This window comes from Xanthomonas axonopodis (assembly GCF_001304695.1).
Lineage (GTDB): Bacteria > Pseudomonadota > Gammaproteobacteria > Xanthomonadales > Xanthomonadaceae > Xanthomonas > Xanthomonas axonopodis.
Map to the genome: position 1 here is coordinate 20,404 of NZ_JFAQ01000146.1, position 16,354 is coordinate 36,757.

At 64.7% G+C, this 16,354-nt stretch carries 13 protein-coding genes and 3 pseudogenes; 6 read left to right on the forward strand and 10 right to left on the reverse strand.

Annotated elements, in window-relative coordinates; all coding sequences use genetic code 11:
* Positions 1–180 precede the first annotated feature (180 nt).
* Positions 181–970 (reverse strand): annotated as a pseudogene (locus XAXN_RS13480) (ThuA domain-containing protein).
* 20 nt (positions 971–990) lie between these two features.
* Here XAXN_RS13480 and XAXN_RS13485 point away from each other — a divergent pair.
* From XAXN_RS13485 to XAXN_RS13505, 5 genes and pseudogenes are all read left to right on the forward strand, one after another.
* A pseudogene (locus tag XAXN_RS13485) lies at positions 991–2,234 on the forward strand (efflux RND transporter periplasmic adaptor subunit).
* A gap of 327 nt (positions 2,235–2,561) precedes the next feature.
* A complete protein-coding gene (locus XAXN_RS13490; protein ID WP_054319911.1) occupies positions 2,562–3,251 on the forward strand; it encodes an ABC transporter ATP-binding protein in 690 nt (229 codons plus the stop codon).
* A gap of 12 nt (positions 3,252–3,263) precedes the next feature.
* Positions 3,264–4,413, forward strand: a pseudogene (locus XAXN_RS13495) (ABC transporter permease).
* A gap of 24 nt (positions 4,414–4,437) precedes the next feature.
* Entirely contained in the window at positions 4,438–5,748 is a 1,311-nt protein-coding gene (locus XAXN_RS13500) for an ABC transporter permease (RefSeq protein ID WP_241148189.1), read from the forward strand.
* A gap of 184 nt (positions 5,749–5,932) precedes the next feature.
* Positions 5,933–7,048, forward strand: a complete 1,116-nt coding sequence (locus tag XAXN_RS13505; protein ID WP_054319919.1) for an alpha/beta hydrolase family protein — start codon at positions 5,933–5,935, stop codon at positions 7,046–7,048.
* A gap of 69 nt (positions 7,049–7,117) precedes the next feature.
* On the opposite strand, the gene rarD is transcribed toward XAXN_RS13505, so the two are convergent.
* Entirely contained in the window at positions 7,118–7,972 is an 855-nt protein-coding gene (gene rarD, locus XAXN_RS13510; protein WP_054319912.1) for an EamA family transporter RarD, read from the reverse strand.
* The gene (yedA, locus tag XAXN_RS13515; protein WP_174515502.1) at positions 7,969–8,913 is read right to left on the reverse strand and encodes a drug/metabolite exporter YedA; all 945 of its coding nucleotides are present in this window, start codon (positions 8,911–8,913) and stop codon (positions 7,969–7,971) included. Before yedA ends, rarD begins: the two co-directional genes overlap by 4 nt.
* Before the next feature lie 56 nt (positions 8,914–8,969).
* On the opposite strand from yedA, the gene XAXN_RS13520 reads away from it, so the two are divergent.
* Positions 8,970–9,389, forward strand: a complete 420-nt coding sequence (locus tag XAXN_RS13520; protein ID WP_054319914.1) for a Rap1a/Tai family immunity protein — start codon at positions 8,970–8,972, stop codon at positions 9,387–9,389.
* Positions 9,390–9,737: 348 nt separating this feature from the next.
* Here the strand turns inward: XAXN_RS13520 and XAXN_RS13530 are convergent, their stop codons facing one another.
* From XAXN_RS13530 to rocF, 7 genes are all read right to left on the reverse strand, one after another.
* Positions 9,738–11,390 carry a M28 family metallopeptidase gene (locus XAXN_RS13530; protein ID WP_054319920.1) on the reverse strand — a complete coding sequence of 551 codons (1,653 nt, stop codon included), beginning with the start codon at positions 11,388–11,390 and terminating at the stop codon, positions 9,738–9,740.
* Positions 11,391–11,855: 465 nt separating this feature from the next.
* Positions 11,856–12,800: an MBL fold metallo-hydrolase gene (locus XAXN_RS13535; RefSeq protein WP_054319916.1), complete on the reverse strand. Its 945-nt coding sequence runs from the start codon at positions 12,798–12,800 to the stop codon at positions 11,856–11,858.
* Between the two features lie 129 nt (positions 12,801–12,929).
* Positions 12,930–14,219 (reverse strand): tryptophan--tRNA ligase, encoded by a 1,290-nt coding sequence (locus XAXN_RS13540; protein ID WP_054319917.1) that lies wholly within the window; start codon positions 14,217–14,219, stop codon positions 12,930–12,932.
* Between the two features lie 169 nt (positions 14,220–14,388).
* Positions 14,389–14,598 carry a CsbD family protein gene (locus tag XAXN_RS13545; RefSeq protein ID WP_054319918.1) on the reverse strand — a complete coding sequence of 70 codons (210 nt, stop codon included), beginning with the start codon at positions 14,596–14,598 and terminating at the stop codon, positions 14,389–14,391.
* A 232-nt stretch (positions 14,599–14,830) separates the two neighbouring features.
* Complete coding sequence (locus tag XAXN_RS13550; protein ID WP_005914328.1) at positions 14,831–14,965, reverse strand: entericidin A/B family lipoprotein; 135 nt, start codon at positions 14,963–14,965, stop codon at positions 14,831–14,833.
* Between the two features lie 74 nt (positions 14,966–15,039).
* On the reverse strand, positions 15,040–15,192 hold the full coding sequence (locus XAXN_RS13555; RefSeq protein ID WP_042824105.1) for an entericidin A/B family lipoprotein: 153 nt from the start codon (positions 15,190–15,192) through the stop codon (positions 15,040–15,042).
* 107 nt (positions 15,193–15,299) lie between these two features.
* On the reverse strand, positions 15,300–16,223 hold the full coding sequence (rocF, locus tag XAXN_RS13560) for an arginase (RefSeq protein ID WP_054319921.1): 924 nt from the start codon (positions 16,221–16,223) through the stop codon (positions 15,300–15,302).
* Positions 16,224–16,354 lie beyond the last annotated feature (131 nt).

Sequence of the window (16,354 nt, forward strand, 5' to 3'; positions counted from 1 at the left end):
CGGGTGCAGCCGATTGCAGTTGGAGCCACACGCGTGGCGTCACCCCGCACCCCAACCCCTCTCCCGTGGGGAGAGTGGATTTATCAAGCCGCGTACTGGAGCCACGTAGCCCAGCCTTGCGCTCTGCATTGACGCGGCGTGGTTCGGCTTCGTCCTGCATGTGTGCAAGAGCGCAGTGGCTCAGCGGAGGCGTTTTGCTTTTGTCGCAGCTTCCGGCACGTCAATGCCCTTGCCGGTGGCCGCCCAATAGATCCCACCGTACAAATGCTCCAGATAGCGCGGGTCGTTGTAGGCTTCGGCCAGATGGCCCAGCGCAGTGGCGAACATGCGGCCACCTTCGAAGTGGTGGTACCACGCCACAGGGTGCTGTTTGCCCATGCCTTTGGCGACCTGTCCTGGCCAAGATCAGCGTGGGGTCATAACTGCGTTCGTCGACGGTGAGCAGCGTGACCAGATCGTCGCTGTAGGGCGGATCGTATTCGTACCATTCGTCGCTCCATAGCCAACGCTTGGGCAGGCCGGCCGTGGCCGAGAAATTGGCCTCGGCCACATCCACCATCGCCGTTTGCAGGTATGGATGGGTGCGGAACGAGCGGCCAATCATGTGGTCGTACCACTCCCAGTCACCGCGCTTGATCGCAAAGGTCTTGTGCACGGCGACCACGCCGCCGCCGTTACGCACGTATTTTTGAAAGTTAGCCCGCTGCGTCGGGTCAAGATCGCTGGCCGGCGTGTTGAGCAACACGATGGCCGCGTAGTGCGACAGATCGCCATTGAACGCCTTGGCATTCCACGCCCACACCATCCCGACATCATGCTTGCGCGCCATCGCTTCGAATTGCGGCTTGGCCACGGGGATATAGTCGTGGCGATACTGGTTGGGAATGGCAGCCACCAGTATCTTGAATTGCCCGGCGGATGCGTTGAAGGCGCACACCAGCAGCAGGCCCAACAGCCACAGACATTTCATGCCTTCCGTCCTGGTCGTTGATGAACACTTCCGCCGATCTGCTCAAGCAACTCCGCATCGACCGCCAGCGCCCTGCCACGCCGCCGCCCGCCCGCCGTAGCGGCTGGATCATCGCCGCACTGATCATCGTCATCGTCCTGGCCGCCGCCGCGTGGTGGTTCACGCGCCGCCCGGTGGTGAAGGTGCAGACCGCGCCGGTGGTGGCGATCAGTGCCGGTAGCAGCAGCGCATCGGTGCTGGACGCCTCCGGCTATGTGGTGGCCCGACGCATGTCCACGGTATCGGCACAGGTCACCGGCAAGGTGCGCGAGGTGATGATCGAAGAAGGCATGCGCGTCGAACAGGGCCAGGTGATGGCCACCCTCGACCCGCTCGATGCCGATGCGCAGCGCACCCTGTCGGCATCGCAGTTGTCGGCTGCACGCAGCCAGGTCGACAACATGCAGGCGCAACTGGCGGTGGCCAATGCCGATGCAACGCGCCTGCAATCGTTGGTGGGTGCGCAGCTGGTATCGCGCTCGCAATACGACCAGGCCATTGCGCAGCGCGATGCCTTGCGCGCGCAGCTGCAAAACGCCCAGCGCAACGTGCAGGTGGCCTCCGACCAACTGGCCATCGCGGGCATCCGCTCGGACTTCAACGTGGTGCGCGCGCCGTTTGCCGGCGTGGTGACGGCCAAGGCCGAGCAGCCGGGCGAAATCGTCTCGCCGTTGTCGGCCGGCGGCGGTTTCACCCGCACCGGTATCGGCACCATCGTGGACATGGAATCGCTGGAAATCGAGGTGGAAGTGGGCGAGTCCTACATCGGCCGCGTGCAACCCAAGATGCCAGTGGAAGCGGTGCTCAATGCCTATCCGGAATGGAAGATTCCAGGCGAGGTCATCGCCATCATCCCCACCGCCGACCGCGGCAAGGCCACGGTGAAGGTGCGCGTGGCACTCAAGGTCAAGGACCCGCGCATCGGGCCGGAGATGGGTGTGAGGGTCGGCTTTCTGGAGCAGGCCAAACCGCAGCAGGCAGCCAAAACGAAGGCGTGCGCGTCCCGGCCGCTGCGCTGGTGGAGCGCGACACGCGCACGGTCGCGTTCGTGGTTGGCGAGCACAACACCGTCAGCGCGCACGCCGTCACCACCGGCATGGTGATGGGCGAAGACAGGCAGGTGCTCTCCGGCCTGACCGCAGGCGACAGCGTGGTACTGAATCCGCCGCAAGCCTTGAAGGATGGCGACAAGGTGACGGATGCAAAGCCGGACGCTGCCGAGTAACGCACTACGACAAACAGCGCAGGCAGCAACCGCTCAGAAGCACGGAAAGCGCGTTGATGGAAGCGGCAGCGGTGCAGGCGCTTGCGCCATGCTGCGACAGACGCGGTCGAAATCCAGTAACGCGGTATCGACTGGGCTCGCGCATCTGCAGTCGCGATATTCGTCGACATGTTCGGCCAGTGTGGCAGCACGCACCTTTCAGGCATCGGCAACCTGCCGCATTGCTTCATCGCATCCCAGCTCACCGTATGACTGCAGCGCCGCATCACATCCGCAGTCGCTCTGCGCACTGCTGTCACCTCTTCCATCGCACCGCCAGGAGTTGCCATGTCCGCTCTCGTCAGTTTGCGCAACATCACCAAGACCTACCAACGCGGCCCCGAGCAGGTGCAGGTGCTGCACGGCATCGATCTGGAGATCGCCAGCGGCGATTTCGTCGCACTGATGGGGCTGTCTGGCTCCGGCAAGACCACCTTGCTCAACCTGATCGGCGGGCTGGACAGCCCCAGCAGTGGCGAGATCGAGATCGAAGGCGAGCGCATCGACCGCATGAGCGGCGGGCAGCTGGCGACCTGGCGCAGTCACCACGTCGGTTTCGTGTTCCAGTTCTACAACCTGATGCCGATGCTCACCGCGCAGAAGAACGTGGAGCTGCCGTTGCTGCTCACCTCGCTCAATGCCGACCAACGCAAGCGCAATGCCGAGATCGCATTGACCCTGGTCGGCCTGCAGGAGCGTCGCAACCACAAGCCCAGCGAATTGTCCGGTGGGCAGCAGCAACGCGTGGCGATTGCGCGCGCAATCGTCTCTGATCCCACTTTCCTGATCTGCGACGAACCCACCGGCGATCTGGACCGCCACAACGCCGAAGAAATCCTGCGCCTGCTGCAGGAGCTCAATCGCGAACACGGCAAGACCATCGTGATGGTCACCCACGACCCCAAGGCCGCCGAATACGCCACCCACACCATCCATCTGGACAAGGGCGAGCTGGCCGACGCGCCGCTTGCACTGTAAGGGAGCGCTGCCATGAAGTATCTCTCACTAGGTATGGGCGCAATTGTTCCGCAGCAAGACTCGCACCCTCCTCTCGGTGGTCGCGGCGTTTTTATTGTTCGGCATGCTCGATTCGGTGCGCGTGGCCTTCACCTCCGGCGGCAGCGTCAGCGGTGTGGACCGGCTGGTGGTGGCATCGCGCTTGTCGATCACCCAATCGTTGCCGATCAATCTGGAGAACCAGATCCGCAGCGTGCCGGGCGTGCGCGATGTGACCTCGGCAATGTGGTTCGGCGGCATCTACCGCGACCCGAAGAACTTCTTCCCGAATTTTTCGGTGGCGCCCAATTTCTTCGATGTTTACAGCGAATACCAGTTGCCCAAGGACCAGCTCAAGGCCTCCCAGACCACGCGCACCGGCGCAGTGGTCGGCGAAAGCCTGGCCAAGGAAAATGGCTGGAAGATCGGCGACACCATTCCGCTGCAGGCCACGATCTTTCCGCGCGGCGGCAGTAACGACTGGCCGCTGCAACTGGTCGGCATCTTCCGCATGAAAGACCGCACCGTGGCGGCCAACCAGGAACGCCAGTTGATGATGAACTGGAAGTACTTCGATGAATCCAACGACTACGTCAAAAGCAGGGGGAGTTTGTACACGGTGACGCTGCGCAATGCCGATCAGGCATCGCGCGTGGCGCAGGCCATCGATGCGTTGTCAGCCAACTCCGACCATGAAACCAAGTCGCAGACCGAATCGGCGTTCCAGCAGGCCTTCGTCAAACAGTTCGCCGATATCGGCTTGATCGTCACCTCGATCATGGCCGCGGTGTTCTTCACCTTGCTGCTGACCGGCAACACCATGGCCCAGGCCGTGCGCGAGCGGATTGCGGAGCTGGCCACGCTCAAGAGGCTGGGCTTTCAGGACCGCACCGTGCTGAGCCTGGTGATGGTGGAGTCGATGTTGCTGATCGGCCTGGGCGGTTTGATCGGCATGGGATTGGCGGCGCTGGTGATCCCGGCGGTTGCAGCACGCAGCGGCGGGCTGATGCCGACCCAGGCCGTGCCGCTGCAGACCTGGCTGGTCGCCTTCGGGCTGATGGCCGGCATCGGCATCGTGGTGGGTGTGCTGCCGGCATTACGCGCGCAGCGCTTGAAGATCGTCGATGCACTCGCCGGCCGCTGACAGGAGCATGCACATGCAACGCAAATGGAAAGATCGTGGGGTCAACGTGCTCTCGGTCGTACTGCTGGCAATCGGCCTGGCAGCCTGGATCGCCCTGCCGTGGATGGCGCTGCTGCCGATCGGCGGATTGCTGGCGGTGTGGCTGGTGGCCACACGCAGCGGCAGGCTCTCGCTGGCTGCCGCACGCATCGGCATCGCCACGCTGCCGCAGCGCTGGGGGTCCAGCTCGGTGATCGTGGTCGGCATTGCCGGCGTGGTCGGCGTGCTGGTGGCGATGCCGGCAATGGGCCAGGGCTTCCAGGCCACGCTCAACAGCACCGGCGACGACACCACCGCCATTGTCCTGCGCGGCGGTTCGCAGGCGAAGACCAACTCGGTGATCACCCGCGACCTGGTGCCGCTGATCGGCGACCTGCCCGGCATCGCCGCCGATGCCAACGGCCGCCCGTTGCTGTCGCCGGAATTGTCGCAAGTAGTCGATATCGCCTCCCGCTCCGACGGTACCGACGTCAACGCACAACTGCGTGGTGTGGGCGAACAAGCCTGGGCGGTGCACGACGAGGTCAAGATCGTGTGCAAGGCCGCCGCTTCAATACCGGCCTGCGCGAAATGGTGGTGGGCAAGGGCGCGTTGAACCAGTTCCGCGGACTGGAGCTGGGCAAGACCCTCACGCTTGGCAGCCAGCAGTGGACGGTGGTGGGCGTGTTCGCCTCCGGCGATGCGCACGATTCGGAGCTGTGGACCGACGCGCAGACGCTGGCCACCACCTACAACCGTAGCGCCTATCAGTCGATCAGCGTGCGCACCAACGGCAAGGCAGGCTTCAGCGCGTTTAAGACCGCCATGGCCGCCGATCCGCGGCTCAAGCTGGATGTGGAAACCACCCGCGCCTACTACGGCAAACAGGGCGGCGGCTTGAACAAGTTGATCAGCATCCTGGGGACGGTGATCGGGGCGATCATGGCAATGGGCGCGGTGTTCGGCGCGCTCAACACCATGTATGCGGCGGTGGCCACGCGCGCGCGCGAAATCGCCACCATGCGTGCGATCGGCTTTCGCGGCACGCCGGTGATCATGGCGCTGATGCTGGAAACCATGCTGCTGGCATTGCTGGGCGGGCTGCTGGGCGGGGCGATCGCCTGGGCAGTGTTCAAGGGCTACACCGTCTCCACGCTGGGCAGCAATTTCAGCCAGGTGGTGTTCCAGTTCAAGGTGTCGCCGGAGCTGCTATGGAGCGGGCTGAAATGGGCGCTGGGCATCGGCCCGGTGGGCGGGCTGTTTCCGGCGCTGCGTGCGGCGCGCCTGCCGATCACCACGGCGTTGCGTGAGCTGTAGGCGGCCTGTTCGTCGCCGGGAATGCGGAATCGGGAGTGGGGAATGGTGACAGCCGCGGCAAAGCGCGCGGCGGCTACGTCTGAACGTATTGCAGGCTGTCATGGTTTTGTCACTGCGGTGCGGTAGATGCGCGGGCCAGGCAGGCCGTAGCCTGCTCGGCCGTTTGCTGCATCGATCGATCGCCATGACGCGCCTGCTTCTGCTGGTCTGCGCCTGCCTGTGGCTGGCCGGCTGCTCCTCTTCTTCGACCTCGCTCAGCGAGCACCTGGTTGCGCCCGGTGGCACCTCGCCGCTGCTGGACGAAGAACGCATCGCCGCCACCATCGCCACGGTGCCCAACCGCAGCGGCCATGTGGTGACGCGCGATGGCGTGCCGATCTTCTGGCGCGCGATCGACCCTGGCCAGTACGCCATGCACTATCGCTACCTGGGGCAGCGCACCGACCCGGCGCATGCGCTGGATGTGGATTTCGGTTTCAAGGCACCGACTGCCAAGCCGCCAGCGCCGCGCGGTACCGTGGTGGTGCTGCACGGCTGGATGATGGATGGCGACTCGCTGCTGCCCTGGTCGCTGCAGCTTGCGCAGGCCGGCTACCGCGTGGTCACCATCGACTTGCGCAACCATGGCCATTCCGGCGGTGGGCCGTCCGGCTACGGCACGCGCGAATCCGACGATGTCATCGACGTGCTCGATGCGCTGCAACCACGCGGCGAAATCCGCGGGCCGCTGTATCTGTTCGGTATTTCCTACGGTGCGGCCACCGCGCTGTTTACTGCCGACAAGCTCGGCCCGCGCGTGACCGGCGTGGTGGCGATGGAATCCTTCGCCAATGCCGGGCGCGGCATTCGCGACATGGTGCCGCATCTACTCTCCAGCCAACCGCACGGCTGGCGTGGGCGGGCGGTGGCGGCGTATGCACGCTGGCGCTATGCCGACCAGAATATCGACGCGGTGATTGCAGCGGCCGACACCCAGCTGGACCTGGACCTGGACCATGTCGATGTCGCACGCGCACTGGCCGACACGCGCAGCTGCGTGCTGCTGTTGCACGGCGATGCCGATCAGCACATACCGGTGGCGCATGGCCGTGCACTGGCCCTGGCCAGCGCGCGTGCGCATTACCTCGAACTGCCTGGCGAAAACCATTTGAGCCTGCCACTCCGGCTGGACGTGCTCGGCGGGCCGATCGACCAATGGCTGGCACAGGTGCAACAAGACCCCAGCCATTGCCCTGCACCGCAGGCGCTGCCCACCTCCACGCTGGCAGTGGCCAGCCCGTTCGCGCCGCCGCGCAGTTGAGCGCGGCGATCGCGGCATGCTGATCGCACTGATCAATGCCATGCGCGCTGCGTGCGCTGTAGCGCTGGCTCAGCGCGTCGCCACCGGCTGCCGCGAACGCACCACGCTGTCGCCGACAAACAACAGCAAACCCACCCAGATCGCCGCAAAACCAATCGCGCGCCCCTGGTCGAACGGCTCGTGGAAGAACCACACGCCCAGCAGCAACTGCAGGCTCGGCGCGATGTATTGCAGGATGCCCACCAGCGACAGCGGAATGCGCCGCACCCCGTAGGCGAAACCGATCAACGGCAGCGCCGTCACCACACCACCGAAGATCAGCATCGCATCGGTCCGCAGGCTCCAGCCGCTCAGGAAGGCGCCACCATGGCCCTGCTCGCCCCACGCCGCCAACAGCAGCGCCGGCACGAACAGGTATACGCTTTCCACGCCAAGCCCGGCCACCGGATCCACCGCCACCAATTTTCGCAGCAACCCGTAAATACCGAACGACACCGCCAGCCCCAACGCAATCCACGACGGCGCGCCGGCATCGATGGTCAGCCACAGCACGCCCGCTGCCGCGCAGGCCACTGCCACCCACTGGATGCGGCGCAGGCGCTCTTTCAACACCAGCACGCCCAGCAAGACGCTCAGCAGCGGGTTGATGAAGTACCCCAGGCTGGCCTCGATCACATGCCCGGCGTTGATCGCCCAGATGTACAGGCCCCAATTGAACGCGATCGCCACGCTGCTGCCGGCCAGCATGCGCAGCGCGCGGGGCTGCGCGGCAATTCCGCGCCACCAGCGCAGGCCCGAGCTCGCCAGCAGCGACGGCACCGCCTTGAGCAGATGCCAGTACACCGGCACCAGCCCCCACAGCACGAAGGTGGAAGCGGTGATCAACAACCCGCGGCGCGCGTCCTGCGGCGACACCGCGCTCATCGCCGCGCCTTGGCGAAGGTGACCACCAGCACGCCGGCCAGGATCACCGCCATCGCACCGATGTCGTGCGCGCTGAAGCGCCCGTGGCCGAGCCAGGCACCCAGGCTGACCGCAATCACCGGATTGACGTAGGCGTAGCTACCGGCGAGCGCAGGGCGCACGTGATGCAGCAGCCATACGTAGGCGGTGAACGCCACGATCGAGCCGAACACGCACAGGTAGGCCACCGCCAGCAGTCCTTGCGGACTCGGCCACAGCTGCGGGCGCTCACCGATCAGCAGGCCGGTACTGACCAGCAGCACGCCGCCGCACAGCGTCTGCCCAGCGGCGGTCATGAACGGCGAAGGCAGATCGCGGCCGCGCGACCACACCGACCCGAATGCCCAGCCGATCGGTGCGATCAGCAACAGCACCAACCCGCCCGGCGTCGCGGTCAGGGTGCTGCCGGCGTTGAGCCACACCACGCCCAGAAAGCCGATCACGATGCCCAGCCATTCGCCGCCGCTGGCATGCTGGCCGCGCAGCGCACCAAACAAGGCCATCCACAACGGCACCGAGGCCACTGCAGTGGCGGCCAGCCCGGACGACACGCTGCGCTCGGCCAGCACCACCATGCCGTTGCCGAGCAGCAGCAACGCCGCCCCAATCAGCGCCACGTTCTTCCATTGCGCACGCGTTGGCGCTGGCACACTGCGCCAGCGCAGTCCGCTGTAGAGCACGCTACCGGCGACGATGAAACGCGCGCCGGACACCATCGTGAGCGGCGGCGCGCCACCTTCCAGCGCAAACCGGATCGCCAGATAGGTCGAGCCCCACGCCACGTAGACCAGCAATAAGGCGAGAACGACTAATCCGCTGCGCGCAGGCGCGGCAGCATCGTGAGAGGAAGACATCGGAACAGTGCCAGGCAGTGCAGCGGAACCTTCAATTCTAGAGCACATGCCAAAGCCCACGCCGCACCGCGGCCGCGCTATGGTGCACGTCACACCGCATCCATATGCATCGCCCTCTTCGCTGGCTGGCCCTGGCCACCCTGTGCGCAACGTCCGCCACGGCATCGGCGCGCGCACCCGAGCCGTGGGAACTCAGCGGCCGCAAGCTGATCGACGCCGAACTGGACGGATCGCTTGCGCCAGAAATCACCGCGCCAGAGCAACGCGAGTTCAAGGTACTTGTCTCGGCCAGCCGTGCCGGTGCATATCTGCTCGGCGTCGCCAGCGCCAGCTATCGCACCCGGTGGTGCAGGCCGGCAGGCAACACCGGCACGCCCGATCTGCAGGCGGTCATTGCCGATATTGGCGCACTGCCCGATACACGCCAGGACCAAGCAGCACCCGACTTGATCGTCCAGGCGCTGGCAAAGCGCTATCCGTGCAGCGGCAGCGACAAGAGCAAGCGTGCCGGCAGCGGCAAGTAGCGCAACGCCGTCAGACCGTAGCGCACGTCTAGACGCAGTCGTTCAATGCGATAGCGTTGATCACAACGCCAGCACTTGCACCGAACGACAAACGTCCCGAGCAGCGCTCTGATGCGCGCGGACGGCGCAGGATCCGCACACGACAAGCCAGCACATGCCACCGAGCACCGGCTGCGTTCGCTTGGCGTGGCGCGCAGCCACCCGATAAGCGTGGACAGCGCGCAGGCAGCGTACAAGCGCACATGCCACATTGAATCCCGCTGCGCCCGTCTGGCGATCAGCGCAGTCGTTTGGTCGCTGCTCTTGGCCCCTTGATCGGGGGCACGGTACCCTCTCGCTCCTGCGCGCCTACTTGTGCACCGCATCGCTCTTGGCACGAATCGCCTTGAATTCCGAGCCATCCTGCCAGCTCGGCCACTGCCGGCCATTGGCCAGCGCCACGCCCACGTCGTAGACCAGCGTGGTGTCGGCGGCATGACCGCTGGCATCCCATTGCGGGGTCCAGCGATCGCACGGCTGGTGATAGCAGTCGGCGAAATACTTCTCGCGCAGCGCCTTGCCTGCTTTGACGCCGCCGTCGAGCATGTCCAGGCCGGGACCGGCGGTGATCGCCGGCACGCCCATGCGCGCGAACGCAAAATGATCGGCGCGGTAGAAAAAGCCTGCCTCCAGATTCGGGTCGGGCGAATAGCTGCGACCACGCGCCTTGGCGGCGGTTTCCAGATCGCCTTCCAGCGACACCCGCCCACGTCCCCACGAGGCGATGTCGCGGGTCGGACCATCGGGGCTGAACATTTCCATGTTGAGCACCGCCACGGTCTTGTCCAACGGCGCCAGCGGATGCGCGGCGTAGTAGTTGGCACCGAGCAGGCCCTTTTCCTCGGCAGTCAACGCGATGAAGTACAACGTGCGCTGCGGTCTGGGGCCGGCTGCGAACACGCGCGCCAACTCCAGCACGCTGGCCACGCCGGTGGCGTTGTCCACGGCACCACGCCGAATCGTATCGCCACCGGCATCGGCCTTGCCGATCCCGAACGCATCCCAGTGCGCGGAGAAGATCACCGTCTCATCCGGATGCTCGCTGCCGGTGAGTTTGGCCACCACGTTATGCGTCACCACACGCTCGCGCTTGAGCTTGAAATCCACCGACAACGCCGCATCGCCCAGCACCACAGGCGCGAAGTCACTCTGCTGCGCACGTGTCTTGGCCTGTTCGAAATCCAGGCCGGCCTGCTTGAACAGCGACACCGCCAGTGCACGCTGCATCCAGCCACGCACCGGCACATGCTGCGCGCGGGCGTCGGCATCGCTGCGCTCGATGTCGAACAACGGCGACATGCCCGAGCTCTGCACCGTGGCCCAGCCATACGCTGCTGGTGCCGTCTCGTGCACGATCAACACACCGGCCGCACCGCGCCGCGCGGCCTCTTCGTACTTGTAGGTCCATCGGCCGTAATAGGTCACCGCCTTGCCGTCGAACGCGCCCGGTTGCGGCGATTCGAAATCGGCATCGTTGATCAGCACCACGGCGATCTTGCCACGCAGGTCCACGCCCTTGTAATCGTCCCACTGGCGCTCTGGTGCACTGATGCCGTAACCGACGAATACCAGTGGCGCGTTCTTCAACGTGACCGCCTGCTGCGGGCGCAGGCTTTGCAAGGTCACATCGCTGCCATTGACCAGTACCTGGGTCTTGCCGCCAACGCGCAGGCTCGCGCGCAACGGCCCATCCACCTGCGCGCGCACCAGCGGCACGGCCTGGGTCCAGCCGCCCTGCTCGCCACCCGGCTCCAGGCCGGCTGCCTTGAACTGCTCGACCAGGTAATCGACCGTGCGCTGCTCGCCGGCGCTGGCCGGCGCGCGCCCTTCGAATTCGTCCGACGCCAGCATGCGCACGTGACGCGACAAGGCATCGGCATCGATGCCCCCGCCCGGCAGATCGTTGGCGGCCTGCGCCACACCTCCGACAAACAGGCAGACAGACAACAGCAGGATGCGCATCGGATTCACGGTGAGGCCTTGCAACAGATAGATGACACATAGTTTACAAGCGTGCAGCCAACGCAGGAGGGCCACGACGCGAAATTGCATTCGCTCGGAAGGACTGCATGCGTGGCGAAGCGCGGATGATCTTCGGGCCGGCTGCAGGGCACTTGTCCGCTCACCTCCCAGGACATGCGGCAATGACGTACATGTCGGCTCTTCTGCACCATTTATGCCGTAGAAGATCCTGCGCCAGTGGGCGGACAAGCACCGTCGAGATGGCCGAAGTGTATGCCTGCAACCAGGTCATCATCGATATTATTGGTGTCGCTGCATGCCTTATTAGCCTCCCGATGCAGCCGAGCAACCGTAAAGCGTTGAAGACGATCACCGACCAACTCTCTGGCGCTCGACCGGCCCGCCTCTCGAACAACGCCACCAATCGCTACATCGCTCGAGAGAGCTTGTTAGCAGTTCCAGGATCTAACTGGTACGCGCCATACGATCCAACCAACAGCCCAGCCCTTGCGCGTTGAGCTCGATATCTGTTGCCAGCAGTTGCTCCACCGCTGCATCGTCCAACCGACAGCCATGTTGGCGTGCGCGCTCCAGATACAACGCGGTCAATGCCGCCACCATGCAGCGATGCCGGTCCGGACGTTGCGCGCAGCCCAGCGCAATGTCGGTCATCGCATGAATCTGCTCGCCCAGCGCCCGCGCCAACGGTACTGGCGAGGTGACACGGCCGTAGTGGGTCAGATACATCGCCTCCGGTGCGGCGTCCATCAGGCGCGCGATCGATTGCAGCATGGCCTCGGGTTCGAATTGCACAGGCGAGGACGTCGGCAGAATGAAAGCGCCACGTGCACTGTCCAACTGGCGATACGACAGGCCGAAGGTGTCACCGGTGAACCAGCTGCGGCTGCGCGCATCCCACACGCACAGATGATGGCGCGCATGTCCAGGCGTCTCGATGGTGCGCAGCGCACGCTCGCCCAGCATCACGGTATGACCCTCGCTCGCCGCCACCACACGCTCGGCCGGCACCGGCTCGATAACGCCGTAATTGCGCGCCATCTCCGCCTCGCCATACACCGCGGTGGCGCCGGCAATCAGCCGCGCAGGGTCGATCAGGTGTGGTGCGCCGCGCGGATGCACCAGCACCTGCGCATGGGGCAAATGCCGCAACAGGGCCCCTGCACCGCCAGCATGATCCAGATGCACATGGGTCAGGATCAACCACGTCACCTGCGCTGGTACCAACCCGGCCGCCTGCACCGCGGCCAGCATCTGCGGTACCGACAGCGAGGTACCGCAATCGATCAAGGCGGCCCGCTGCGCTTCGACTACCAGATACGCCGCATCGAATTGCACGCCGCCAAAGCCGGTATCGATGGTGTGGATGTTGAACTCGGCTGTCGCTGTCATTCGCACCCCGCAGCTGCTTTAAAAACCGCAGTGTAGGCCCATGCCTGGCGTCGCTGTCGTGCATGTCGGCACAGGCGCGACCTGACGCAGCCGCAACAACCCACCTCTACGCCTGCCGCGGCGCGCAGGTTACGCCTCGCGCAAGGCGTCCATTGCGGCAAGAATCACGTCCGAATCCACTTGCGCATGCACGCCCGGCAGCTGCAAATCGCTCGCCTGCGTGGCCTGTTTCAGCCGCGCGATCACCTGTCCGGCATCGCGTGGCGAAGCGAAGCCATCGCTCTGCAGCAGCAATGCACCCGCGCCATCGTTCAACTTGAAATAGAACTTGCCATCGCTTTCACGGTATTGCTTGAACACCGGCAGCGCGATCTTTTCGCTGGCCTGCACCGCCGCGGTGGCGGCCTGGCTTGACAGATCGCGCAAGCCCACCGCATCGCGCAACTCGGCCAGCAGCGGGGTGGCATAGCGCGCGCGCAGACGTGCACCACCGGCGCGCAGAATCGCTTCGATCTTGGCTGGCTCTGCCATCAACGCCTTGTAGCGCGTACGCAGCGGCGCAATCTCTTGATCGATCCGTTCGAACAACTGCTGCTTGGCATCGCCCCAGCCGATGCCGTCGGCAAACGCCTGCGCAAAGGCAGCAGATTCCTGCGGCGTGGCAAATGCCTGGTACAGCTGAAACAACGCCGCCCCCTGCGTGTCCTTCGCTTCGCCCGGGGCGCGCGAATCGGTGAGGATGGAAAACACCAGCTTGCGCAATTCCTCGCGCGGTGCGAACAGCGGAATGGTGTTGCTATAGCTCTTGCTCATCTTGCGGCCATCCAGGCCCGGCAAGGTGGACACCTGCTCGTCGATCACCACTTCGGGCAAGGTGAAAAAGTCGCGCCCGTAGACATGATTGAAACGCTGCGCAAAATCGCGTGCCATTTCGATGTGCTGGATCTGGTCGCGCCCCACCGGCACCTTGTGTGCATTGAAGATCAGGATATCGGCCGCCATCAGCACCGGGTACATGAACAAGCCTGCGGTGACGCCGGCATCCTCGTCCTCACCATCGGCGCGGTTCTTGTCCACTGCCGCCTTGTAGGCATGCGCGCGATTGAGGATGCCCTTGCCGGCCACGCAGGTTAGCAACCACATCAACTCGGTGGTTTCGGGCACATCGGACTGCCGGTAGAACCACACCTTGTCCGGGTCCAGGCCGCAGGCCAGCCAGGTGGCGGCGATTTCCAGTGTCGAACGCTGCGTGCGCGCCGGATCCTGCGCCTTGATCAGGCTGTGCAGATCGGCCAGGAAATAGAAGCTCTCCGCATCCGCACCTGCACTGGCCTGGATGGCCGGGCGGATGGCACCGACGTAATTGCCCAGATGCGGGGTGCCGGAGGTGGTGATGCCGGTAAGGACACGGGTGGTCATCTACGTCATGCCAGGGTGGGGTAGCCCCCAAGTTTAGCGGTTCCGCACGTTAGCCACCGGGGCACGGGCGCCGCGGAGTTGGTTCGAGGCTGGAACGCAGAACGGGCCGCGTTCGGCGGCCCATCGTCTGCAAGCTGCTCGCCTCACCCGGCGGCAGACCGGCGCACCATCAAGTGTCGTCGCGCAACGACTTTTCGAACGCGCGCACTTCGCTCTGGGCGCGATCGCGATCCCAGCCATAGCGCTCCTGGAGCTTGCCCTGCAGATATTCGGCATTGCCTTCGGCGACCTTGAAATCGTCGTCGGTAAGATCGCCCCACTGCGCCTGGGCCTTGCCCTTCAACTGGGTCCACTTGCCGGAAATGATGTCAGTGTTCATGCAATGACTCCGCTGATGCGGTCGCGATTGACCGTGGCGCCAGCGTGCCCACGCAGGCGTTGGCAGTGCATCAAAAGGTGTCAAACCGCCGATCACGGCACTGAACCATTACCCAATCCATTGCGGGTTTCACTGCACGTGGCTGCGTGCGCGCGTCGCGAGCCCCACCTTCCACGCAAGCGCGCACAAAAAAACGGGCCTTGCGGCCCGTTCTTTTGCATGCGGCGTCAGATTACTTACGTGCTGCGTCTTCCACCTTCTCGCCAGCGCCCTGCACGTCCTTGCCGGCACCTGCGACGGTGTTGCAACCCGCCAGCATTCCCACCGACAACATCGACAGCACCAGCAGCACAATTGCACGCTTCATAACACACTCCTCATGGGTAAAGCGGCGCGTTGCCGCAGATCGATCAGTTGAACAAGACCACGCGATGTGACGGATCAGCACTTACCTTCGCTGCATTTTTCGGCCGTTTTCTCGACCTTGTCGCCTGCACCCTGCATGTCCTTGCCGGCGCCGGCCACGGTGTTGCAGCCCGTCATCACGCCGGCCGAAAACAGGCCCAGCACCATCAGTGTCAGCAGTCGCTTCATCGCTCGTCCTCGTTCTATCACGGTGCCAGCGCACCTGGCTTGGCGCCAAATCTGACTGCGCGGCCGTGGATTTGATGTGAACGCGGCGCGGTGCGCCCGGTGCGGGATCAATCCCGCATCAGTGTCGACTTGCCGAACAGGCTTTCGACCAGATCCACCGCCAGTTCGGCAGTCGCATTGCGGTTGTCCAGCACCGGGTTGAGCTCGACGATATCCAACGACCCCATGCGCCCGGTGTCGGCAATCATTTCCATCACCAGTTGCGCCTCACGGTAGTTGGGGCCACCGAGCACCGTGGTGCCCACGCCCGGCGCGATGCTGGGGTCGAGGAAATCCACATCGAAACTTACGTGCAGGTGCGTCTCGGCGCTCATGCCCTGCAACGCCGCCTCCATGGTGCGTTTCATACCTGCTTCGTCGATGTAGCGCATGTCGTACACATCGATGCGGTGCTGTTTGATCAGCCGCTTCTCCTCCGGGTCCACCGAGCGGATGCCGATCTGCCGCACCTGCTCGGGCAACAACGCCGGCGCACTGCCGCCCAGGTGCGTCAGCGCCTCCGGGCCCAGCCCGCACAGGCAGGCCACCGGCATGCCGTGCACATTGCCCGAAGGGGTCACCTCGCTGGTGTTGAAATCCGAATGCGCATCCAGCCACAGCACCCGCAACGGCCTGCCCTGCTCGCGGCAGTACTTGGCCACTGCCGTGATCGAGCCGATGCCCAGGCAATGGTCGCCACCGAGCATGATCGGCATGCGCCCGGCACGCAGTTCGGCATAGCTGGCATCCATCAGCGCCTGGTTCCACGCCACCACTTCGTCCAGATGCCGGTAGCCGGCCTGCGGCGCCTGCCAGGGATTGCGCGGACCATCCAGATTGCCCAGATCGCGCGCCTCCACGCCGCGACCGACCAGCGCCTCCTGCAGGCCGGCGATGCGTAGCGCCTCCGGCCCCATGCGCGCACCACGGTGGCCCGCGCCGATGTCGGTGGGAACGCCAATCAAGGAAACCGGCACGTACTGCGTTGCCATGCATTGCTCCAGCATCGATAAAGCCCTGCAGTTTAGTTGCCCGCCCGCACAGTGACGCGCGGCAGCGCAGCATGCATGTCGCCCGTACTGAACAGTGCGAGCAAACGCAAGGTTTAGGGCAACGCTGATCA